Here is a 22,911-nt window from a genome sequence, read left to right on the forward strand (position 1 = left end):
ACGCACCACCCCATGCACGGCCCGCACGCTTCCCCGGCGGGCACACGCTCCCCCCGGCGTGCAGACGAAGGAGTCCCCCGGTGGCCATTTCCGTATTCGACCTCTTCTCGATCGGCATCGGCCCGTCCAGTTCGCACACCGTCGGCCCGATGCGAGCCGCGCGGATGTTCGTCCGCCGGCTGAAGAACGAGGGTCTGCTGGCCCACACCGCGTCCGTCCGCGCCGAGCTCTTCGGCTCCCTGGGCGCCACCGGTCATGGCCATGGCACTCCGAAGGCCGTACTGCTGGGTCTTGAGGGCCACTCGCCGCGCACCGTGGACGTCGAGGCGGCCGACGGCGAGGTGGAGCGCATCCGCACCACCAAGCGGCTGCGGCTGCTCGGCGCCGAGATCGGCCCCGGCCACGAGATCGACTTCGACGACTCGGCCGAGCTGATCCTGCACCGCCGCCGCTCCCTGCCGTACCACGCCAACGGCATGACGCTGCTCGCGTACGACGCCGAGGGCCATCCGCTGCTGGAGAAGACGTACTACTCGGTCGGCGGCGGCTTCGTGGTGGACGAGGACGCGGTCGGCGAGGACCGCATCAAGCTCGACGACACCGTCCTCACCCACCCCTTCCGCACCGGCGACGAACTGCTGCGGCTCTCCCAGGAGACGGGCCTGTCCATCTCGGCCCTGATGCTGGAGAACGAGAAGGCGTGGCGCACGGAGCAGGAGATCCGGGCCGGGCTGCTGGAGATCTGGCAGGTCATGGAGGCGTGCGTGGCCCGCGGCATGTCCCAGGAGGGCATCCTGCCCGGCGGCCTCAAGGTCCGCCGCCGCGCCGCGACCGCCGCCCGCGCCCTGCGCTCCGAGGGCGACCCGGGCGCCCGCGCGATGGAGTGGATCACCCTCTACGCCATGGCGGTCAACGAGGAGAACGCGGCGGGCGGCCGCGTGGTCACCGCCCCCACCAACGGCGCGGCGGGCATCATCCCCGCCGTCCTGCACTACTACACCCGGTTCGTCCCGGGCGCCGACGAGGAGGGCGTCATCCGCTTCCTCCTCGCCGCGGGCGCCATCGGCATGCTCTTCAAGGAGAACGCGTCGATCTCCGGCGCCGAGGTCGGTTGCCAGGGCGAGGTCGGCTCCGCCTGCTCGATGGCCGCCGGCGGCCTCGCCGAGGTCCTCGGCGGCTCCCCGGAACAGGTGGAGAACGCCGCCGAGATCGGCATGGAACACAACCTCGGCCTCACCTGCGACCCCGTCGGCGGCCTGGTCCAGATCCCCTGCATCGAGCGCAACGGCATGGCCTCGGTCAAGGCGGTCACCGCCGCGAGGATGGCCCTGCGCGGCGACGGCCGCCACCATGTCTCGCTCGACAAGGTCATCAAGACGATGAAGCAGACGGGCGCCGATATGAAGGTCAAGTACAAGGAGACGGCGCGGGGCGGGCTCGCGGTGAACGTCATCGAGTGCTGACGAAGGGAACGGCGAGTGGGATCGGCTGATGCCCCGGCGATACGGGTGCCGGTCGGGGACGACTCGGAACGCTGGGTCAGCCGGGCGACGAGCCGACGCGTACTGCTCGTGGCACACAATGTCACCTCCGCGGGCCGCCTGCTGGATGTGCTGCCGCTGTTCCACGACGACTTCCGGATACAACTCCTGGTCACCTCGACCGAGTCATCCGCGTTTCAGGCAGGAATCGGCGAGTTGTTCGCGGAGTTGGGTCTGCCCGTGCTGCCCTGGGAGCAGGCATTGGCGACACCGGTGGCGCTGGCGATCTCCGCGAGCTTCGGCGGGCAACTCCACAAGATACAAGGCAAATTGGCCGTCTTGTCACATGGCGTCGGATACACTAAAAAACTGGGCGAGTCACGAGTCACGAGTCACGAGTCACGAGACACGAGACACGAGACACGAGCCGACATTCGGCCTGTCGCCGGAGTGGCTGCTGGCAGACGGGGAGCCGTTCGTGGACGGCCTCGTCCTCTCCCACCCGGAGCAGTTGGAGCGGCTGCGGCGGGTGTGCCCGGAAGCCGAGAAGGACTCCGTACTCGCCGGCGACCCCTGCTTCGACCGCATGCTGGCCGGGCGTCACCACCGGGAGCGGTTCCGCCGCGCCCTGGGCGTACGCCGAGGTCAGCGGCTCGTCGTACTGAACTCCACCTGGAACCCCGAGGGTTTCTTCGGAAACGGCGGCGACCAGGACCTCCTGCCGAGCCTGCTCCCTCGGCTCGCCTCCGAGCTGCCGGCTGACGACTACCGGCTGGCGGCCGTACTGCATCCGAACATCTGGTACGGGCACGGACCAGGGCAGATACGCGTCTGGCTGGACCGGGCCCGGCGCGGCGGACTGACCCTGATCGATCCCGTGCACGCGTGGCGACAGGCCCTGCTGGCGGCGGATGTCGTGCTGGGGGATTTCGGAGCGGTGTCCTACTACGCCGCGGCGTTGGGCACCCCCGTGCTGCTCGCGGCCGCCACTCAGGACCGGCTGGACCCGGAAGCGCCGCTCGCGACGTTCGTCCGGGAAGCCCCTCGGCTCGACCCGTACGGCCCGCTGCGGGGTCAACTCGAGGAGGTGCTGGCGCGGCATCACCCGGTGGCCGGTGCGGCGGAGTTCGTCAGCTCGGCCCCTGGCGCGTCGGCGGCACGGCTGCGGAGGCTCTTCTACACGCTGATGGCTCTGCCCGAGCCCGCGGCTCCCGCCCTGCTGGAGCCGCTGCCGCTGCCGCCGTACGACCCCCCACCGCGTACGGCTCCCCTGGATGTCCGTGCGCACGTCCGCGGAGCGGATGTCACGATCGAGCGCTCCACGGGGCACCCGTACAACGCGGTCGGCGAGAGGCACCTCGCCGTACATGAGGACACCCGGGACCCCGGCAGCCTGGCGCTGGCTGATGTGATCTTCCGCGACGGGCTGCCGGACGACCCCCGCCTGGGCGGCCCGGAGGAGTGGGCCGCCGAGGTGCTGCGCCGGTATCCGCACTGCTCGCTCGCCGGGTACGTGACCGGTCCGCACCGCTGCACCGTGCGCGCCCGGGAGCACGGTGTGCTGCGGCTGTCGGCAGGCCCGGGAGCGGATGCCGATCCGGCGGCCTACGCCTCCGCGCTGTACGCGTGGCTGGCGGGCGGCGGTGCGGTGGCGCCGGACGGGACGACGCTCCGGGTGCACGCGGCCGGCCGCGTGCACCCGGTGACGGTGACCCCCGCTACTCCTCCCGCTCGGCCGCCTCGCAGCGCAGCCGAAGACGGGAGAGGTAGCCCAGGTGCGGAGTCGCCCTTTCCGGCCTGAGCAGGCGCTCAGCCTCCCCGATCTTCGTCAGGGCTTCGGAGTTCTCACCGGCGTCGTGCAGCGTCTCGGCGAGGTCCGTGAGGGTACGGGCCTGGTTGTACGCCTCTCCCCGCTCCGCGAAGAAGTCCCGCGCGGCCTCAAGGCGGAGGCGGGACTCCGCCAGTTGCCCCAGACCGCGCAGGGCACGTCCCTGGTGACGCCCGATCAAGGCGAGGGCACGCGGTAGGTCCCGCGCGCCCTCCTGGCCGGGGGTGATCCGCCGGTAGACGCCCTCCGCCTCGACGAACCGCTCGTACGCCGCTTCGTACCGCCATCGGTTCAAGCACAGCAGGCCCAGGAACTCCACGGACGACGCCTCGCCCCGTAAGTGACCCGCGGCGCGCTCGCAGGCGACGGCGGCGCGCACCGCGTGCTCGGCCTCTTCCGACCGTCCCGTCTCGCCCAGACAGTGGCCCAGTTGGAAGTGCAGCGCGCCCGCCATGCGGGAACGCGGCCGATGCTCGTCGGCGCACCGGGCCGCGATCCGCAGGGCGGGCAGCACCTCGTCCCAGTGTCCGGCCTTCAGCTGAAGCGGCCACAGCGCGCGGGCCACGCGCAGCGCCGTGTCGATGTGCTGGTACTCATCCGCCACGGAGACCGCCCGCACCAGGTTCCCGGCCTCGGCCAGCAGGGCCGCCATGCCCTCGGCCTCGTCACCGTACGGAGTGCCCTGCGCAGGTGCGGGCTCGGTCCGCCAGCTCTGGGGCAGGGCGGCGTGGGCGGCGTGCAGCGCCCGGTTCAGCAGCCCGTCGAGCACCCGTGACACCGCCGCGAAGCACTCCGGGATCCCGTGCTCCGGCCCGGCGGCGTCCGCCAGATGGCGGCGCACCTCGGGCCGGAAGCGGTAACGTCCGTCCCCCGCCGGCTCCACCAACTGCGCGTCCGCCGCTTCGGCGAGCATCCGGGCGGCTTCCTCCTCGGCGACGGCGGCGGCGTCCGAGGCCAGCCGGGCGTCGATCGCGGGCCAGCCGCCCAGCGCTGTCAGCCGGCACAGCCGCGCCGTCTCGGGCCCGAGACGGCGACACGCGTCCTGCGTCATGGCGTGCACCGGATGGTGCCTCCCGGGCTCGTCGGGCGGATCCGGGTAGGGCGGTTCCTCGCTCAGCAGGCGCATCGCCGCCGCCTTCAGGGCGAAGGCGTTGCCGGCGCAGGTATCCAGCAGGACGGGCATCCGCGGCTTGGCTCGCGCGACCCTCTCGGGCCCGGCCACCTTCCTCAGCATCCTCAAGCCGTCCCGCTCGCTCAGCGGGGGGACGGCGATGCGCTCCGCCTCCAGCGCGAACGGCGGGCCCGACGCCACCACCAGTAAGAACACCTCCGGCGTGGCCGGAATGAGGTCGCGGACCTGGGCGACCGAGGACGCGTGGTCGATCACCACCAGCATCCTGCGGCCTGCCGTCAGCCGCCGGTAGAGCTGTTCACGTCCCGTCTCGGTCGGTGGAATCCGCTCGGGCTCGACGCCCATCTGCCGCAGCAGGCGCAGCAGGACGGCGGCCGGTTCCGGTCCGTGGTCTCCGGCGGCATCGGAGAGGTCGACGTAGAACTGCCCGTCGGGATACCGCGCGATCTGGGCGGCACCCCAGTGCAGGGCCACCGCGCTGGTGCCGATGCCGGGCGGACCGTGCAGCAGCGCGACCCGTGGCCGCCCGTCGGCGGCGCGGGTCGCCTCCCGCTTCAGCCGCTTGAGGACGGACTCGCGGTCGGTGAAGTCCCGCGTGGCGGGCGGCAGCCCCGCCGCGGGGCGCAGCGCCACTGCCGCGTCCGGCAGGCTCCGCAGCAGCATGGCCCACTCACCGGACCGTGGGCCATCCTCACTCAGGCGCGGATGCATCTGGCGCGCCAGCGCCTCCCACCCCTCCGGGGTGGCGGGCAGCGGCGTCTCCCGGCCCAGGGTCCGTCTCACCAGCGCACCCGTCGACAGAAGCACCTGCTTGCCGACTTCTCCGGCCGCGCCGTTCCCCACCGCCGTGAGGAATGCGGTGAGCGCGCTCACCGTGACGATCTCGATCACACCGGCCCCTCCCCTGGTCCCGGTCCGGTCCCTGGCCGGACTGTATCCCCGCACTACCTGCCCGGGAAAACCATTCGGCCTCGCGCGGGCACGGTGCCACCGAGGCCGCGGTCGCGGAGTGGGCCCGTTGAAAGGCCGGCGCGGAGCCCGGCAGCTCATCCGAGGTGGTGGCTGGATGTCACACTCCGGCGGGCTGTCCTGTCACACCCGCGGAAGGCTTCGGCAAGCCTGCGCTCGGCAGCAGCTCGAGTCCAGGTACGACACGATGGAGAGCCCGCCATGGCCCGTATCTCGCTCACCCCGCCCCGTACCCTGCTCAACCGCCTGGGCGCCCGGTACTCCCGGCGCACCTACGGCAAGGTGCTCGACCCCGGTCTGGCCGCCGGCCACAACGCGCGGGTGCTGCTCACCTACGTCCGGGCCGAGCGCGGTGCCGCCAAGTGGAACCGCCTCGATCCGACTCTCAAGCACCTCGCGGTCATGGCCGCGACGGCGAGGATCAACTGCTCGTGGTGCATGGACTTCGGCCACTGGGAGGCCGACGCCCTCGGACTCCCGATGGACAAGATCTCCAAGGTGCCGCGGTGGCGCGACCACCGGGACGCCTTCACCGAGCTGGAGCTGCTCGTCCTTGACTACGCCGAGGCGATGACCGAGACCGAACCCCGGGTGACCGACGACCTCGCGGCCGCCCTGATCGAGCGGCTCGGTGAGGCGGCGTTCGTCGAACTCACCGCCATGGTCGGCCTGGAGAACTACCGCTCGCGCGTCAACAGCGCCTTCGGTCTGACCAGCCAGGGCTTCTCGGACGCCTGCAAGGTAGCGTCGCGGGCGTGATCGACACGACCACCTTCGAAGAGCACCGGCGGATGCTGTTCGGCATCGCCTACCGCATGCTCGGCTCCGTCGCCGATGCCGAGGACGTGGTGCAGGACGCCTGGCTGCGCTGCAGTCAGGTGTCCACGCCGGTGGACAACCCGGCGGGCTATCTGACCCGTACGGTCACCAACCTCGCGCTCAACCGGCTCACCTCGGCCGCCGCCACCCGCGAGAGTTACGTCGGACCCTGGCTGCCCGAGCCGCTGGTCACCCGGCCGGACGTCGGGGAGGAGGTGGAGCTGGCCGAGTCGGTCTCGCTCGCGATGCTCGTCGTCCTGGAGAGTCTCTCGCCGCTGGAGCGGGCGGTCTTCGTGCTCAAGGAGGTCTTCGGCTTCTCCTTCAGGGAGATCGCCGGAATGCTGGACCGCGGCGAGGCGGCCGTACGGCAGGTGGGCAGCCGGGCCAGGGCCCACGTCCAGGCCCGCCGGCCGCGTTACGACGCCCCGGCGGAGGTGCGGCGGCAGGTCACCGAGGAGTTCCTGGCCGCCTGTCTCGGCGGCGACCTGAACCGGATGATGGAGCTGCTGGCCCCCGATGTGACGGCGTGGAGCGACGGCGGCGGCAAGGTGAAGGCCGCCCTCCGCGCGCAGCGGGGCGCGGAGAAGGTCGCCCGTTTCCTCGCCGCCGTCCTCACCCAGCCGATGGACGACCCCCGGGTGCACGCGGTGGACGTCAACGGCCGGCCGGGATTGCTGCTCACGGTCGCGGGCCGCCCGGACACGGTCGCCTGTGCGGAGGTCGAGGACGGGCGCATCACGGAGATCCGCATCATCCGCAACCCGGAGAAGCTGCGGCACCTGCCGCCGCCGTAGGCCGCTGAGGGCACCGCACACCGGCGAAGAGATCGTCCTCGGGAGTCGCGACATCGACGTGGGACCGGGCCAGGTGGTAGTCCTCAGTGGGCCAGACCTCGCGCTCAATGTCACGATCATGAAGCATGAACCCGGCGTTCGGGTCGATCTGCGTGGCATGGGCGAGCAGCGCCCGGTCCCGGGTCGCGAAGTACTCCGCGCACGGCACCCGCGTGGTGATCTCCAGCCCGGCCTCGGGCAGTTCGGCCAGTACGTCCCGCATGCCCGAGTCCATGCCCCGCGCGGTCATGGCGTCATGGATGGCCTGGAACCACGGCCGCGACAAGCCGCCCTGGTAGTAGAGCTTCAGCGGCCGCCAGGGCGCGCCCGCCTCGGGATGGCGGCCGGCCTCCCCCGCCGCGTCGAAGGCGGCGGCCGTCACCTGATGGGTCCTGATGTGGTCCGGGTGCGGATAGCCGCCGGTCTCGTCGTACGTGACGACCACATGCGGGCGGAAGCTCCGCATCAGCCCCACCAGGCGCCCGGCCGCCTCCTCCAGCGGCGCGAGCGCGAAGCAGCCCTCGGGCAGCGGCTCGCCCGGCCCCGGGAGCCCCGAGTCGACGAACCCCAGGAAGCGCTGCCGCACCCCCAGGATCCGGCGGGCCTCGGCCATCTCGTCCCGCCGGATCGCGGCGAGGTTCTCCCGCACACCGGGCCGGTCCATGGCGGGGTTGAGCACCTCGCCACGCTCCCCTCCGGTGCAGGTGACCACGAGTACCTCCACCCCCTCGGCGGCGTACTTGGCCAGCGTGGCCGCGCCCTTGCTGGACTCGTCGTCGGGGTGGGCGTGAACGCTCATCAGACGCGGGTTCAAGCGCACTCCTCGGGATGGCGTCGTGGTGACTGACACCTAGAAATATAGACTGGACCCAAATTTAGGTCAACTACAAACTTAGCATCGCCCATGCGAGGATGGGGCCATGACAGCAGGACTGCGTGAGCTGAAGAAGCGGCAGACGCGCCAGATGATCTCCGACACCGCGACCCGGCTCTTCATGGAGCGCGGCTTCGAGGCGGTGACCATCGCCGAGATCGCGACGGCCGCCCAGGTGGCCAAGATGACGGTCACGAACTACTTCCCACGCAAGGAAGACCTGGCCCTCGACTACCACGAGACCATCACCACCGCCCTGGCCCGGACGGTCGCGGGCCGCCTGACCGGCGAATCGGCCCTGACCGCGCTGCGCCGCGCATATCTGGCCGCGGTCGAACGTCACGACCCCGTCGTGGGCTTCTCCAGCCCGGAGTTCGCCCGCATGCTCGCCGACAGCCCGACCCTGACCGCGCGCCTCCGCGAACTGCACGACCAACGCGAGGAAGCCCTGGTGGACGTACTCACCACCGATACAGCGGCCACCCCCGAGGACCCCACCCCCCGAGCCGCCGCCTCCCTCCTCACCGCCGCCCACCGCACCCTGTTCCACCACGTCCAGGCCCTCACCCGCGCAGGCCGCCCCGACGAGGAAATCGCCACGGCGGCGACCCGCTCAGCCGAGAAGGTCTTCGACCTGCTGGAGCCGTCCCTGGGCGACTACGCGGTGCGCTGAGCCTTGGGCGACTACGCGGTGCGCTGAGCCGTCAGAGCTGACCGAGATCGACCCGCACCGGAAACGGAGCCGCGACCTTCACCACACCGGTGAACACGTCTGCCTCCCGGTAGGTCTTGGTCGCGGGGTCGAGGACGTAGGTGTAGACGAGCGGGACACCGGTGGCCGCCTGCTCGATCCGCCAGTAGAAGGCGATGCCCGCCTTGGCGTACTGGTCCACCTTCACAATGCGGTCGGTGGTCTCCGAACCGGGCGACACGACCTCGGCGACCAGCAGCACATGCTCGGGACGGGTGGGCGTGACGTCGATCGTTTCCGCGCGATACACGACCACGTCCGGACGACGATTGGTGAGCGGCACATCCTGAAGCCGGACATCGAAGTCCGTATCGGCGTTCCAGTCAGGGCCTGCGGCGTCTTCCAGTGCGTTGGCGAGGATCCGAGCCAGACGGTTGTGCCGCTTCGACGCGCTGGGGCTCACCACGACCATCCCGTCCACGATCTCAATGCCCGCGCACTGCTCCTCGGACCAGGAGTCGTACTGCTCAGCCGTGATCTGCTCGTGCATCCACGCCGGAGCGACCATCTCGGCGGCCATGACTCACCTCCCTGAACCCGCGCGACGGGCATAGCACTGCCGCGCTCAGCGTACCGGAGCAGGCGCCCCCTGCTCGGGACTCACGGCCCCCGGCGCAGGGACCCGCCGGCCCGCATCCCCCGTCCCGTCACGGTTCACGCGTGAAGATCTCCACGTCTTCGACGTGCGTCGGTGGCAGCGCCCGCGAGGGACTGGTCATCCCGAAGCGCGGTCCAGAAGCGGAAGCACCCGCCCGTCCCGGCACCAGTGAGCGTCGGACGCGCGGACACGCCGAGGGCCCGCACAGAGCGCGGATCCATGGGCGACATGCCCATGAACTCCCTTGTAGGTGACCGCTGTTCGACTTAGCGTGACGGATCACCGGCAACGTTGAGGGGGCACGGGGCGTGGCGTTCTGGATGGCTGCGACATCGATATGGGCTGTGCTGCAGCTGTTGTTGCTGTCCTGGCCGGTGCGGACGGTGCGGTGGCCGACGGTGCTGCTCGCCTTCGGGGTGGGCGCGTACGGCTGCGGTGTGCTCTCGATGGTGCTGGAGCTCGTGGTGGCACGGCAGTTGGCCACCGCGCGGGAGACCTCGCTGTCGGCCGTCATGGACGTGGTGTCGTGGACGACGGCTCCGGTGGTGGAGGAGCTGATCAAGATCGCGCCGCTCCTGGTCGCGGGGTGGGCGCTGCGCGGGCGGATGCAGTGGGGTCTGGCGGACTTCGTGGTGCTGGGCGGGGCGGCCGGGGCCGGATTCGGTCTGCTGGAAAACCTTCTGATGTACGCCGAGTCCGCGGGCAAGGCCACTCCCTCGGACGAGGGAGGCTGGGTGATCGCGAAGGGGCTGGTCGACCACCCGTACGTTCCCGGCCTCGGGCAGATCCTCGGCAGTTGGTTTCCCGCACCGACCGGCACCGTCGGGGCCGGAGGGCCGGTACTCCCCTACGAGGCGCACATCTTCACCAGCGCGCTGGCCGGGCTGGCGGTGGGCTTGCTGTGGTGTGGTGCCCGCGTGCTGACCCGGGTCGCGGCGCTGGTGCCGCTGGCCGGGGCGGTGGCGATCCACTGGGTGACCAATTACGCCGCGGTCTTCCAGGGCGACGACACGGCGATGGAGTGGCGGGAGCGGCTGGCCGGGGAGTGGGGGCTGTGGATCATCCTGGGGTGCCTCGCCGCCGCGTGGATCTGGGATCTGCGCCGGTCCCGCCTGGGCCGGCGCCGCGCGCCTGACGTCGCGCTGGCGGCCGAACGCCAGGGCCAGGCCGCCCTCGAAGCCCTCTCCGGGTATGCCCTGCTGCGCCTTCCGGCCACTTGGATCATCGCCCTGGGCTACGCCCGGCAGCGCCGAGCGCTGCTGTACGCCACGGCGCACCCCCGTACCCGCGCGGAGAAGCTGGAGCCGCTGCGCGCGTCGGTCGTCGAGCAGACCCACCGCATGGACGCCACCCACAGCCAGGAGGCATGGCGTGGCGTGACCTTGACGCGGCTGTGGCGCCGGGCCCGTGAGCAGCGCCCCCGCTGGCCACGGCACGAGAAAGTCCTTCTGGTGCTCAGCCTGCTGCTGGCCGTCCCCTCCCTGCTGTATCTGGCGGTGGGCTCCTTCCCGTCCACGAAGGATCCGCAGGAGTACTTCACCGGGGGCACCGGGCTGCGCATTCTGGTCGGCGTCGGCCTGGCCGGGCTGGCCCTGACCCTGTGGCGCCTGATCTCCGCCGTACGCGGCTACCGGGCCGCGAGCGCGTCTCCCCTGGGCGAGACCGTCGCCCTGGTCCAGTTCCGCGTCGCCGTCTGCGCGGGCTCGCTCATCGTCGGCGTCCTGCTGCTGTCCCGCTGGTCGGCCATCGCGGACGGCGAGGCGCCGCTCGCCGGTTACGACATCCTGGGCACCGACCGCTTCCTCCTGGAAAAGCTCCTCGAGACCGGCCTTCCCCTCCTCCTCACCCTCGCCATGTTCGCCATGCCCTACGCGCTGCCGCTGGAGCTCGCCATGGGCGGAGGACTGGCGGAGACCCTGCTGATGGGCCTCGCCCCGCGCGCCCTGGCCCCGATCGCCTCACGCCTGGGAGCCAGACTGGCGGCGCGTGAGGCGACGCAATGGGCGCGCGGCGCGCTCCGGAGCCGTGGCCGGGGGGCGTTCTCCCGTACCTGGGACCGGGTGCGGCACGGGCGCACCGATCCGGTGGACCTGGCGACCGGGCGGATGTTCCTGCCGCAGACGGATGTGGCGCTGCCGGGTGTGCTGCCGCTGGTGTTCTCCCGCCGGGTGGACTCCGGATACCGCGCCGGGCGGTGGTTCGGCCCGACCTGGGCCTCAACGGCCGACCAGCGACTGGAGTTCGACGAGCAGGGCGTGGTCCTCTTCACCGAGGACGGTCTGCTGCTGGCCTATCCGCATCCGGTGCCGGGCGGCGCCGCGGTCATGCCCGCGGAGGGTCCGCGGTGGCCGCTGGCACGGACGGCGGACGGCGGTACGTACACCCTCACCGACCCGGATGCCGGGCTCATACGCACCTTCACCCCGCACCGCGACGAGGCGCTTGCGCTTCTGCGGGAGATCGCCGATCGCAACGGCAACCGCGTCACCTTCGCCTACGACCCCTCCGGCACACCCCTCGAGATCCTGCACAGCGGTGGCTACCGGCTGCGGTTGACGTCGGAGAACGAGCGGATCACCGGCCTGTGGGTGGGGGACGTACGGGTGATGGGCTACGGCTACACCGACGGCCATCTCACCGAGGTCACGGGCTCCTCGGGCCTGCCGCTGCGTTTCGCCTACGACCGGGCCGGGCGGGTCACGTCCTGGACCGACACCAACAACCGCTGGTACTCCTACGCCTACGACGAGCGGGACCGGGTCGTCGCCGAGGGCGGGGAGGGCGGCCACTCCACCTTCCGCATCGGCTACGAGGGGGTAGACCCGGACTTCCCGGGATGGAAGGTCACGACCCTGACCTCACCGGACGGTGCGGTCACCCGCTATCTGGTCGACGAGGCGCACCAGGTCGTCGGGGAGATCGACGCGGCGGGCGCGGTCAGCCGCACGGTGTACGACCAGGCCGGCCGTACGGTCGCCGAGACCGACCCGCTGGGCCGCACGACCGGCTTCCGCTACGACGAACACGGGCATCTGACGTCCGTCATCCGGCCGGACGGCAGCGAGATCAGCGCGGTGCTCGACGCACAGGGCAACCCTGTGCGGATCACCGATCCGGGCGGCGCGGTGTGGCGGCAGACCTTCGACGCGGCGGGCAACCGCACCACCCTCACCGACCCACTCGCCGCCACCACCCACTACCTCTACGACCCACGCGGAGGTCTGCTGGCCGTCACCGATCCGCTGGGCGCGACGACCCGGGTGCGCTGCGACGGGGCCGGGCTCCCGGTCGAGATCACCGACCCGCTGGGAGCCACGACCTCCTACCAGCGGGACGCGTTCGGCCGCGTCGTGGCCGAGACGGACCCGCTGGGCGCGGTGACCCGCTACGACTGGAGCCCGGAGGGCAAACTCCTGCGCCGCACCGGGCCGGACGGTTCGGCGGAGTCCTGGACGTACGACGGCGAGGGCAACTGCCTCTCTCATACCGACCCCGTCGGCGGCACGACGGTGTACGAGTACACGCACTTCGACCTGCTGTCCGCCCGCACGGGCCCGGACGGGGTCCGCTACGAGTTCGAGCACGACGCGGCGCTCCGACTGACGAAGGTCACCAACCCGCAGGGCCTGACGTGGAGTTACGAGTACGACCCGGCGGGCCGCCTGACAGCGGAGACGGACTTCGACGGCCGTCGCGTTCGGTACGCATACGACGCGGCGGGCCATCTCACCGCCCGGACCGACCCCCTGGGCCGGACCGTCACCTATGAGCACGACGTACTCGGCCGCCTGATGCGCAAGACGTCCGACGACCGCACCACAACCTTCACCTACGACCCCGTCGGGCTCCTGACCTCGGCCGCCGGCCCGGACGCGGAGGTTGTCTACCAACGTGACCGCCTGGGCCGGGTGACGTCAGAAACGGTGAACGGCCGTGTCCTGGCGCACGCCTACGACCCCCTGGGCCGCCGCATCCGCCGCACCACGCCCACCGGTGCCGTCACGACGTACGCCTATGACACGGCGGGCAACCGCACCGCCCTGACCGCCGGGAACCACATCCTCGCCTCGGCACACGACGCGGCGGGCCGCGAGACCACGCGCCGCATCGGCGACGCCCTCACCCTCACCCATACGTGGGACCCGCTCGGCCGCCTGACCACGCAATCGCTGACCGGCACATCCGGCGGCATCCACCACCGGACGTACAACTATCGAGCCGACGGCCACCTGATCGCGGTGGACGACCGCTTAACGGGCCGACGCGCCTTCGATCTGGACGCGACAGGCCGGGTGACGGCCGTCCACGCCGACAGCTGGGCCGAGACCTACGCCTACGACGAGGCGGGCAACCAAACCCACGCGACCTGGCCGAGCACACAACCCGCCCAGGAGGCGACAGGCCCTCGCAGCTACACCGGCACGCGCATCACCGGCGCGGGCTCGGTCCGCTACGAACACGACGCGGCGGGCCGCCTCACCCTCCGCCAGAAGACCCGCCTGTCGAGGAAGCCCGACACCTGGCGCTACACCTGGGACACCGAAGACCGCCTGGTGTCGGTCACCACCCCCGACGGCACGGTCTGGCGCTACCTGTACGACCCCTTCGGCCGCCGCACCGCCAAACAACGCCTCGCGGCCGACGGCGAAACCGTCCTGGAGCAAACGGATTTCACCTGGGACGGCCCCCTTCTCATAGAACAGACCACCACCGCCGCAGACCTCCCCCACCCGGTCACCCTCACCTGGGACCATGACGGCCTCCGCCCCATAACCCAGACCGAACGCGTCACCGAAGCCACCACCCAACGCGAGATCGACGCCCGCTTCTTCGCGATCGTCACCGACCTGGTCGGCACCCCCACCGAACTCGTCGACGAATCAGGCACCATCGCCTGGCACACCCGCTCCACCCTCTGGGGCACCACGACCTGGGCCGCCGACAGCACGGCGTACACCCCGCTCCGCTTCCCCGGCCAGTACTTCGACCCGGAAACCGGCCTCCACTACAACCATCACCGCTACTACGACCCCCACACCGCCCGCTATCTCACCCCGGACCCCCTGGGCCTATCCCCGGCCCCCAACCCGGCGACCTATGTACACAACCCCCACACCTGGACCGACCTCCTTGGCTTGTCCCCATGCCCGAATAACGTTGCTCTCGGCACTCGAACGGAGGGAGATCTAGAGAATTGGGCCAATTCGAGAAATTACACACACTTCCTGGACCAAACCCGAGACGGGGCCCTAGCATCTGTTCGCGATGTCGCACACGAAAAACCACACGTTCGCATACACGTAGTCATGGACGGGTTTCGCGGAAAGAAGGAACAGCTAACGGACGACGTAAATGAACTCTACGAAGCCGCATACATGCGAGGGAAGGGCGATAACTGGTACACGACCGAACGCGAGATGGCAATACTTGGAGACTCGGTAAAAAGAGGGAATCGACCATGGGATTCCATAACGTTTTACCATAAAGGCACGATTGCCGACGTCAAGCATCCACCATTCCTCGGAGGAAGGAATTAAAATGGAGAGACTAGCAGAGTGGAACCGCAATTTTCGGCTCTGGCATTACACGGTCAGTTACTCTCAACTCCTACTGCGCAGCGTCAACGTCGAAGGCACGGAGTCCCGCATCGACATCCTCTTCTCCAATGTCAACTTGATGCATGTCAGCAACAGCTTCGAAAGTCTGTCCATCGACAGAATGGAAATCCCGGAGGCTCGCGACTTCCTACAACTGGGTACCGCCCTCCAGGATAAGGGGAACATCTTCTTGCTAAACGGTGGAGAATTTTACGTCCAGGGCACCCACTGCGAATGGCACGAAGACCTAGGAGGGCCCCGCACACCATCCAAGTTTGGCCCTCTGCGCGGCATTGAATGAGCGCAACCAAGGCGTTCGAACCGCGGATGCCTCGCGGCATGAGCGAAGAAATTCCACTCTATGCGCGGCGCGAAGGGCAGGAGCTGCGGTGGAAGATGGCGGTCGAGGGAGACGGTCCATGGCACTTGCGCCTGGAATCACCTCATGGCGTTGAAGCCACAGCCACAGGCGACAACGTGTTCGAAGCACTGCGCTCCATGCGAAACGGCCTTGCGTCAAGAGGGGTAGAAGTCTGCTGCCACGGCGCACGAGTCGATGTGAGACCTTCCGGGCTTTCGGCATCGCATGGCGCTTGGATGGTCTACGTTCTCCACCTGTGGCGGCCACCCACCGTACGGGACCTTGTTCCGACTTTTGGCTACTGCCCGGCCGAACTCACTGGCTCAGTAGAAGAACAGGATGCCTACTGGGAAAAGCACCTGAAGAGCAGAAAGAACTGGTTCAATTTCATCAACCCGGTGTGGTGGATCTACTTCCTTACGGCTTCGTGGGGTAGACCTAAGAGGCTGGATCTTCGACATGCCCCACGCCGACAACACGACCGCCCTTAACGCATGGAAGGTGGCATGGGGCGCGGCCCCGTTGCTCTCGTGTAGGTGCGAGGACGACGAGGCCGCTCGGTGCGGCGCCTCAGGGCGTCGGGAACTCTCCGTTGCGCACGGCGCTCGTGAACGAAGTCCACGCCTCCACGGGGAAGACGAGGGCGGGGCCTGCCGGGTGCTTGCTGTCGCGGACGGGGACGACACCGGCAGTGGCGGCTATGTCGGGTGCGAACTCCACGCACTCACCTTCATTGCCGTTGCTATAGCTGGACTTGACCCACTCAGCACGGGACAGGTCGAGGGCAATCCTCATCAGGTGTATTCCTCCATCGCGCTACGGATCATGGACAGTGACTGTTCGGGATGCAGAGCCGCAGCCCGCAGTCGGTCGTAGGTAGCTGTCGCGTTTGCCACCGCTTCCGGTGAATCGATGAGCTGGCCTGCAATCGCCGTGTCCGCGTAGGCGACATTGGGCCCTTCGTTGAAGGTCAGGACCGTGAAACTCTCTGCCGCTGGGGATGCCCCCACCGCGAACGGTAGTACCTGAAGGGTGAGGTGCGGAGACTCCGCCTCCTTCAGGAGGTAAGCGAGCTGTGCGGCCATGACCTCTGGGCCGCCCACCGCAGTGCGTAGGCAAGCCTCGTTCAAGACACACCAGAGCAGCGGAGGCGCGTCCTTCCCCATCACCTCACGCCTCCGCAGCCGTCGCTCGATCTTCGCGTCGATTTCGTTGACGCTCGCCCGGGGATGCGCGGCCCGGAAGACCTCCCGCGCGTACTCGGGCGTCTGGAGCATGCCCATGACCAGCGCCGCCGAATAGTTCGAGATGCCCGTCGCCTGCCGCTCCAGCTGCACGTACGGCACGAACCAGTCCGGATAGCCGTGCTGGCTGGCCCGCCTCCGCAGGCGCGCGAACGTGCCCGGCGTGCCGAAGACCCGGTCGCACGCGTCGGCGAACTCGGGGCTGGCCAAGCGCTCGCCCGCCTCCACCTTGGCCACATATTGCTGTCCGTAGTTGGCCTTCAAGCCCAAGTCCCGCTGGCTCAGCTCCGCCCGTAACCGCCAGGTCCGTACCTCGGCTCCGAGGAACGCCGCCCCGCTGGATGGTTCCTGGCCTTCCTTGACCTCGCTCACCTGTGGTTCTCCCCTCACCCCAAGCCTCTTGGTGTGCCCCGGTCCCTGTTGCGCGCGGCCCCGCAGGGCAACGCTGGGAGTACACAGAGTGATTAAAGCTCGCAAGACACATCCAGGTCAGGAAGAACCCCCCATGGTGTTTCCCTCCGAACACATCACCGAATCCACCCGACATCGCGTCGCGGACCGGGTCACCCGCGAGATGCGGGAAGTGGCGCGGCGACGTGGCTGGAGTTCGGCGTGCCCGGCCGAGCCACCGGCGGGAGGGACCCCGTACGTCCTCTTCTGCGGGGCGCTCCCCGAAGACCTCGCACGGCGCCAACAGCCGCCCACACCCACACCCACACCCGCATCCACACCCACAGAGAGTGACCGTTGAACGACACCTGCCCCACCTGCCGCCACTACGCGGCACTGCGCGAACAGGCCAAACAAGCCGGTGACCACAGCAAGGCCACCGACTACGAGGTACTGCGCCGACGCCACCCCGCCCACACCGTCCGCATCCCCCGCCAGCCCGAAGGACGAGCCGTATGAACCACCAGCTCGGTCAGCCACAGCCCGGCACCCGTCCAGTGCCCGCCCCCGGCCAGGTGGCGTACGACCCGGCCAGTGGCCGTACCGGCGTGCTGCAGGCGGTGCACAGCGTCGCCGAATTGTGCTTCGACCACCGGATGAGCAGCGATCGCGTCGCGTTCCTCCGGCCGGAGCGAGGCGGCGTCGAGTGGACGGCCGACGCCGGGGCCCTCCGTTTCCCGGCGGACGGGGAGGGCGGCGCGCAACACCCGCACGCGCCGTAACCATGCTCGGTGCGGTGCGCGCCCCGCCGCCGTCCTGACGGTGGTCAGCCCTGGTCGCCGCACCCCGCGCCGGGCTCGCCACCACGTCGGCTCCCGGCTCCCGACCGTGAATCGAAACGGCCCGTCGCCGCGTTTCCAGAACCTCGGACCGCGGATCGAGGAGATGCGCCGCCCGCCGCTCCCCGACGGCGCGCGCTTCCCTCCGTCCCGCGCGAGGGAGGACCCATGGATCCGTCCGCCGACGCCTCCGGCCCCGCCGAGCCCCATCCGCTGAGCGGGAGCGAACGACGGGAGTACGAGCGGCTGCGCGGGGCGGCGGCCGTACACCACCGGCGGCTTCGCCACGCGGGCGCGTGTGTGCTGCTCGTCCTGGCGGTGCTGCTCTCCCCGCTCGCCGTCGTCGCCACCTGGCTGCACGAAGAGATCACCGACCCTCACCGGTACGTCCAGACCGTCGCCCCGATCGCCAGGAACCCCGGTGTCCAGTCCGCCGTCACCAACCGGCTCACCAGACGCGTGGTCGACCGGGTCGACGTGCCCGCCATCACCGCCCACCTGGCCAGGAACCTGGACAAGACCGGAGCCCCGACCGTCGTCGTGAACGGCACCCGGATGCTCGGCGGGCCGCTGGAGAGCGCCCTCACCAACGCCGTGCACCACGTGGTCCACAAGGCGATCACCAGCGAACAGTTCCCGTTGGTGTGGGACGCGGCCAACCGCAGCGCCCACGCCGCCGTCGTCAAGGTCCTCACCGGTGAGGGCACCAGCGCGGTCCAGGCCCGCGGGAACGCGATCGTCCTGGACATCGGCACCCTCGTCGACAACGTCAAACAGCGCCTGGTCCGGGCGGGCTACGAGAAGGCCGCCAAGTTTCCCCACATCGACCGGCAGTTCACGCTGGTGCGGACGGACAAGCTGGACGAGGCACAAGGCGCGATGCGTCTCCTCGACATCCTCGGCACCTGGCTGCCCGCCGTGACGATCGTGCTCGCCGCACTCGCCGTGTGGGTCTCCCCCGCGCATCGGATCACGCTGCTGGCCTCCGGGGTCGGCACGGCGGTGATGATGGCCGCGTTGCTGGTCGGTCTGGCCGTGGTGCGCGGCGGCTACCTGGACTCCGTCCCGCCCACGACCCTGCCCCGGGGCCCGGCGGCCTTCATCTTCGACACGCTCGTACGCTTCCTGCGCGAAAGCACCCGCACCCTCCTCGTCGTCGCGATCGTCACCGCACTCGCCGCGTATCTGTACGGCCCCGGGCGCGGGGCCCGCGTCGTCCGCTCGGCCGCGGCGCGCGGCACCGGCGCCATCGGCCGGGGCCTGGCCCGCGTCGGGGCCCGCACCGGGGGCTTCGGCCGCTGGCTGGACACCCATCGGGCCTGGACCACCGGCGTGGTGATCACGGGCGGCGCACTGGCCCTGTTGCTGTGGAACCACCCCACCCCGGCGTCCGTCGGGCTCGTCCTCGGCATCATCGTGGGGGCCCTGGCGCTGCTCGGCGTCCTCGCCGGGGCGTCCGGCCCAGCGGCGTCCGGCCCAGCGGCGAACGGTCCCGCGACGGGCAGCCCCGCTGCGGGCGGCCCCGCCGCCCCCGGCCCCCCGGCCGACGGCCGTCCCGGCGGTCCCTGACGGCCGGGCGGCAGGCCATGAGGGCGCTGCGGACGCTGTGGGAGGCCATCACGACCGCGATCGGCGGTGGCCCGGCCGCCCGGTCCCTGGAGCGGCTGGTGGCGGTGAACGTGCTGGAAGCCGCCACCCGGCTGGCGGCCCAGGCGTTCCTCACCGCCCTCCCCCTGCTGATGGCGGTGGCGGCCTTCGTCCCCGACACGCTGCAGAACCTCCTGGCCGACTCCCTGCGCTCGGTGGTGGGCGTGCGCGGTGACGTCCTCGACGAGGTACGCCGTACGTTCACCACCCGGGGAACGGCCAAGAACACCTCGGGGGCGGTCGGACTGCTGGTCGCCCTGGTGTCCGCGACGGCGTTCAGCAGGGCGCTCCAGGCGATCTGCGAACGGTGCTGGGGGCTGCCCAGGGCGGCCGTGCGCGTCACGGCGTGGCGCTGGCTGCTGTGGCTGCTCGTCTGGCTCGCGGTGCTCCTCATCCAGGCGCCGGTGCGCAAGGGGTTCGGCACGGGCGTCGTCTCCGGACTCGCGCTGTCCCTGCTGTCGGCCGTTCTGCTGTGGTGGTGGACCCAGCACCTCCTGCTGAGCGGCCGCGTCACCTGGACGCACCTGCTGCCGGGCGCCGTGCTCGCCGGCGTGGGAACCGTCCTGCTGGGTTACCTCTCCCGGCTGCTCATGCCCGTGGCCATGGCCCGCAGCCTCGCCGACTTCGGCCCGCTCGGCCCCGTCTTCACCCTTCTGACCTGGCTGATCGTCGTCTTCCTCATCGCCGTGACCGGTCTCGCGGCCGGGCCTGCGGTGGCCTCGTCGGCCTGGTACGCACGGACCATCCGCCCGCCGCGAGGACGGAGGCGCCCTTTAAGGCCGCCTCAGCGCCCCTTAAGGCCGCCTCGAATATCGTTCGAGGGCGGGCGTTCCGCCCTGCTAGCGTCCCTCACGTGGCGAAACTCAATCAGATCATCGCAGTGGAGAAGGGCGTCAAGTCCAAGACGCAAGCGGACCTGACGGCGTCCCAGCGCCGGCTGGACAAGCCGGTGCTGCTGGCGGGGATTTCCCGGACGTACCAGCCGAAGGACGAGGAGGGCGAGCAGTTGCCGCCCGAGTCGACGCGGGTGCAGGTGAAGGCGGAGGACGTCCTCCGGGAGACCGCGACGACGCTGACCCGGCTGTTCGATGTGACCGCCACGAAGGACTGGACCAACTGCGAGGCCCGCGCGGACATCGAGGTCGACGGGCGCACGCTGCTGCGTGATGTGCCGGTCTCGTATCTGCTGTTCCTGGAGAAGCAGCTGACGGATCTCGCCACCTTCATCCGCAGGCTGCCGACCCTGGACGCCGCCGAGTCGTGGTCGCTCGACCCGTCGACGGACTGCTGGAAGACCGAGGCCGTGCGGACCGTCCGCACCAAGAAGGTGCCCAGGAACCACGTGAAGGCGGAGGCCACGGAGAAGCACCCGGCGCAGGTCGAGGTGTACTACGAGGACATCCCGGTCGGCTACTGGACGACCGTGAAGTTCTCCGGCGCCCTCCCGGCGCGGCGCGTCAATGAGGTGCTCGACCGGGTGGAGAAGCTCCAGCAGGCGGTCAAGTACGCCCGCGAGGAGGCCAACGGCGTCGACGTCACCGATCAGCGCGTGGGTGAGGTGGTCTTCGGCTACCTGTTCGGGTAGCGTCATGGACTCCCCGGCCGCCGGGTCAAGCGGCGGTGCGGGGTGCGCGAGGAGCGCAAGCTGATACTGAAGCTCGTCGTGATGCACGCGGTTGCGTTGGGAGGTTTTGACCACCTCCTTCGAGCACTTGGTCACGAGAGGGGACGGTCCGTCCCAGGAGGTAGCCGGGTTCAGCCCCCGGTCTTCGAGCGGACCGTGCGCCCGTGGCACGCGTTCAATCTCAGATTCTCGCTCCAGCCTCAGCATTCGCCGCCGATCGCCTCACCGACCGGGCACGGGCTTGGTCGTCGGATGCCGGTTCGAATCCGGCCCGCCCCGCTTCGTGGAGCGGTAGTTCAACGGAAGAACACGACGACATCAGACTGACCCGTACCCATCCGGGCGGGCGTGCGCAGTTGGGCGGCATCACAGGGCCCGGGGGATGGCCAAACCCTCGGGTCCGCTTCTCCTCCTGCCCGTCTCTCCTTGTGTGGCACCGAACGGCTGCGGATCGAGATCCCGTCCCAGTAGGGTCCTGCCTACGAGAGGGGGAATAACACCCGTGTATTCACCCGTTCTTGACCCGAGGTAGGCGCCATGCTGCACGGCATCGACGTGAGTTCGCACCAGTCCACGTTCGACGCGGACGGACTGGCCTTCGTCTTCATCAAGGCCACCGAAGGCCGGTCGTACATCAACCCGAAACAGGCCGCACAGGCGTCCCGGGCGCGCAAGGCGGGATGCGTCGTCGGTTTCTACCACTTCCTGTGGCCGGGCAACATCGCGGCACAGGCGCGCTACTTCGTCGAGAAGTGCGCGTCCCAGAAGCACGATCTGCTCGCCGTGGACTGGGAGACCACCGGTTCCGGCACCCGCGCCAGCAACGCCGAGAAGGACCGGTTCATCCGCGAGGTCAAGAAGCTCCGGCCCACGCACCGGGTGATGCTCTACTGCAACCGGAACTTCTGGCTCAACCACGACACCACGTCGTACGCCGGGGACGGCCTGTGGATAGCGGACTACGTGACGGCGGGCAAGCCGCGCATCAAGGCGAAGTGGCGGATCCACCAGTACACCGATCGCCCGCTGGACAAGGACGTGGCGAACTTCTCCAGCAAGTCCGCGCTCCAGGCATGGGCCGACCCCAGCCGGGCGGCGCTCACCGCGGATGAGGAGACGGAGGACGTGGCGGACGTCCACACGGCGGAGAACGTGGAGGACGTGGAGAACGGGGCCTGACCGGGCCCCGGCCCCGGGCCCCTCGGGGCGTTGTCGGTGGGGGCGCCTACGCTGCCCGGTATGAGTTACGCAGACCTGCGCGAACTCCGCAGCGCGCTCACCACCGCGTCGGACATCGCCTTCTCGCTGGACGCCGCACCCTCCGGGCCGGAGACCGAGCTGCTCACCGATGCCCTGCGCCGGGCGCTCGCCGCGGCGGGATCGCTGACCGCCGAGCACGGTTCCACGGGCTGCCCGGAGCATCCGCGCGGGGCCGTCGATCCGCTGTACGGGGATCCGGACGACCCGCTGCCGCCCGGCTACGGCCGGTGTCTGCTGTGCAACGACCGCAGACGGCGGGCCGGCGCACAGCGGCGCGGCTGGCGCTGACGCGCCGGCCGCACCGCCGTCCGTACGGCCCGTGTCGCCGGTCTTCGGCCTGCTCAGCCGGTCTTCGGCCTGCTCAGCGGGTCCGCTTCCGGCCCGTCTCAGGCGGTCTTCTCGCCGCTCTTGTTCTGGGCCGCCCAGAACTCGTCGAAGGTGAGCAGCCCGTCACCGTTGGAGTCGTGGGCGTTGATGACGGCCTGGGCGACGGGCTCCGTGACATACGGGTCCCCCAGCTGCGCCATCACGCTCTTGTACTCGGCCGCGGTGATCTGGCCGTCACCGTTGAGGTCATACCGCTCGAACGCCTTGCGCGCCGCCTCGATGTCCGCCACCTGTTCCGCCCCTTCCGTGCGTTTCCTGACCCGCACAGATTAGCGGT

General features: G+C 70.1%; 20 protein-coding genes. 14 read left to right on the top strand and 6 right to left on the bottom strand.

All coding sequences use genetic code 11. From position 1 onward, the window contains the following. The first annotated feature begins 80 nt into the window (after nt 1-80). Both ACZ6TD_RS16295 and ACZ6TD_RS16300 read left to right on the top strand, forming a co-directional pair. Entirely contained in the window at nt 81-1,463 is a 1,383-nt protein-coding gene (locus tag ACZ6TD_RS16295; protein WP_471354653.1) for an L-serine ammonia-lyase, read from the top strand. A gap of 496 nt (nt 1,464-1,959) precedes the next feature. Continuing rightward, nucleotides 1,960-3,282: a hypothetical protein gene (locus tag ACZ6TD_RS16300; protein WP_471354655.1), complete on the top strand. Its 1,323-nt coding sequence runs from the start codon at nt 1,960-1,962 to the stop codon at nt 3,280-3,282. On the opposite strand, the gene ACZ6TD_RS16305 is transcribed toward ACZ6TD_RS16300, so the two are convergent. Continuing rightward, on the bottom strand, nt 3,200-5,332 hold the full coding sequence (locus tag ACZ6TD_RS16305; protein WP_471354657.1) for an ATP-binding protein: 2,133 nt from the start codon (nt 5,330-5,332) through the stop codon (nt 3,200-3,202). The genes ACZ6TD_RS16300 and ACZ6TD_RS16305 overlap by 83 nt on opposite strands. 279 nt (nt 5,333-5,611) lie before the next feature. Here ACZ6TD_RS16305 and ACZ6TD_RS16310 point away from each other — a divergent pair, with 279 nt between their 5' ends. Together ACZ6TD_RS16310 and ACZ6TD_RS16315 are read left to right on the top strand one after the other, a co-directional pair. Then, on the top strand, nt 5,612-6,169 hold the full coding sequence (locus ACZ6TD_RS16310) for a carboxymuconolactone decarboxylase family protein (RefSeq protein WP_471354658.1): 558 nt from the start codon (nt 5,612-5,614) through the stop codon (nt 6,167-6,169). Then, the gene (locus ACZ6TD_RS16315; protein WP_471354660.1) at nt 6,166-7,023 is read left to right on the top strand and encodes an RNA polymerase sigma-70 factor; all 858 of its coding nucleotides are present in this window, start codon (nt 6,166-6,168) and stop codon (nt 7,021-7,023) included. The genes ACZ6TD_RS16310 and ACZ6TD_RS16315 overlap by 4 nt, the downstream gene beginning before the upstream one ends. On the opposite strand, the gene mca is transcribed toward ACZ6TD_RS16315, so the two are convergent. Further along, nucleotides 6,980-7,861, bottom strand: coding sequence for a mycothiol conjugate amidase Mca (gene mca / locus ACZ6TD_RS16320; protein ID WP_471357779.1), 882 nt, complete (start codon nt 7,859-7,861; stop codon nt 6,980-6,982). The two genes, ACZ6TD_RS16315 and mca, sit on opposite strands and share 44 nt — an antisense overlap. Before the next feature lie 121 nt (nt 7,862-7,982). Between mca and ACZ6TD_RS16325 the strand changes: the two genes are divergently transcribed. Beyond that, the gene (locus ACZ6TD_RS16325; RefSeq protein ID WP_471354664.1) at nt 7,983-8,609 is read left to right on the top strand and encodes a TetR/AcrR family transcriptional regulator; all 627 of its coding nucleotides are present in this window, start codon (nt 7,983-7,985) and stop codon (nt 8,607-8,609) included. Nucleotides 8,610-8,640: 31 nt separating this feature from the next. Here ACZ6TD_RS16325 and ACZ6TD_RS16330 read toward each other — a convergent pair whose 3' ends face one another. After that, complete coding sequence (locus ACZ6TD_RS16330) at nt 8,641-9,207, bottom strand: Uma2 family endonuclease (RefSeq protein WP_471354667.1); 567 nt, start codon at nt 9,205-9,207, stop codon at nt 8,641-8,643. A 422-nt stretch (nt 9,208-9,629) separates the two neighbouring features. On the opposite strand from ACZ6TD_RS16330, the gene ACZ6TD_RS16335 reads away from it, so the two are divergent. Then, entirely contained in the window at nt 9,630-14,822 is a 5,193-nt protein-coding gene (locus ACZ6TD_RS16335; protein WP_471354669.1) for a DUF6531 domain-containing protein, read from the top strand. A gap of 1 nt (nt 14,823) precedes the next feature. Then, nucleotides 14,824-15,183: a hypothetical protein gene (locus ACZ6TD_RS16340; protein ID WP_471354671.1), complete on the top strand. Its 360-nt coding sequence runs from the start codon at nt 14,824-14,826 to the stop codon at nt 15,181-15,183. 630 nt (nt 15,184-15,813) lie between these two features. On the opposite strand, the gene ACZ6TD_RS16345 is transcribed toward ACZ6TD_RS16340, so the two are convergent. Together ACZ6TD_RS16345 and ACZ6TD_RS16350 are read right to left on the bottom strand one after the other, a co-directional pair. Then, a complete protein-coding gene (locus tag ACZ6TD_RS16345) occupies nt 15,814-16,038 on the bottom strand; it encodes a DUF397 domain-containing protein (RefSeq protein ID WP_471354673.1) in 225 nt (74 codons plus the stop codon). Then, nucleotides 16,038-16,859, bottom strand: a complete 822-nt coding sequence (locus ACZ6TD_RS16350; protein ID WP_471354675.1) for a helix-turn-helix domain-containing protein — start codon at nt 16,857-16,859, stop codon at nt 16,038-16,040. Before ACZ6TD_RS16350 ends, ACZ6TD_RS16345 begins: the two co-directional genes overlap by 1 nt. A gap of 375 nt (nt 16,860-17,234) precedes the next feature. Here ACZ6TD_RS16350 and ACZ6TD_RS16355 point away from each other — a divergent pair, with 375 nt between their 5' ends. From ACZ6TD_RS16355 to ACZ6TD_RS16385, 7 genes are all read left to right on the top strand, one after another. Then, entirely contained in the window at nt 17,235-17,396 is a 162-nt protein-coding gene (locus ACZ6TD_RS16355; RefSeq protein WP_471354677.1) for a hypothetical protein, read from the top strand. After that, nucleotides 17,393-17,659 (top strand): hypothetical protein, encoded by a 267-nt coding sequence (locus ACZ6TD_RS16360; protein WP_471354679.1) that lies wholly within the window; start codon nt 17,393-17,395, stop codon nt 17,657-17,659. Before ACZ6TD_RS16355 ends, ACZ6TD_RS16360 begins: the two co-directional genes overlap by 4 nt. Nucleotides 17,660-17,884: 225 nt before the next feature. After that, the gene (locus ACZ6TD_RS16365) at nt 17,885-19,285 is read left to right on the top strand and encodes a hypothetical protein (protein WP_471354680.1); all 1,401 of its coding nucleotides are present in this window, start codon (nt 17,885-17,887) and stop codon (nt 19,283-19,285) included. Nucleotides 19,286-19,302: 17 nt separating this feature from the next. Further along, nucleotides 19,303-20,283: a YhjD/YihY/BrkB family envelope integrity protein gene (locus tag ACZ6TD_RS16370; RefSeq protein WP_471354682.1), complete on the top strand. Its 981-nt coding sequence runs from the start codon at nt 19,303-19,305 to the stop codon at nt 20,281-20,283. After that, nucleotides 20,217-20,948 (top strand): DUF7873 family protein, encoded by a 732-nt coding sequence (locus ACZ6TD_RS16375; RefSeq protein WP_471354684.1) that lies wholly within the window; start codon nt 20,217-20,219, stop codon nt 20,946-20,948. Before ACZ6TD_RS16370 ends, ACZ6TD_RS16375 begins: the two co-directional genes overlap by 67 nt. 576 nt (nt 20,949-21,524) lie before the next feature. Beyond that, the gene (locus ACZ6TD_RS16380) at nt 21,525-22,166 is read left to right on the top strand and encodes a glycoside hydrolase family 25 protein (protein WP_471354686.1); all 642 of its coding nucleotides are present in this window, start codon (nt 21,525-21,527) and stop codon (nt 22,164-22,166) included. Nucleotides 22,167-22,226: 60 nt separating this feature from the next. Next, nucleotides 22,227-22,535, top strand: a complete 309-nt coding sequence (locus ACZ6TD_RS16385) for a hypothetical protein (RefSeq protein ID WP_020868286.1) — start codon at nt 22,227-22,229, stop codon at nt 22,533-22,535. Nucleotides 22,536-22,633: 98 nt separating this feature from the next. Here ACZ6TD_RS16385 and ACZ6TD_RS16390 read toward each other — a convergent pair whose 3' ends face one another. Then, nucleotides 22,634-22,864 carry an EF-hand domain-containing protein gene (locus ACZ6TD_RS16390; protein WP_037960901.1) on the bottom strand — a complete coding sequence of 77 codons (231 nt, stop codon included), beginning with the start codon at nt 22,862-22,864 and terminating at the stop codon, nt 22,634-22,636. Nucleotides 22,865-22,911: the final 47 nt, after the last annotated feature.

It is taken from the genome of Streptomyces yongxingensis, assembly GCF_055597465.1.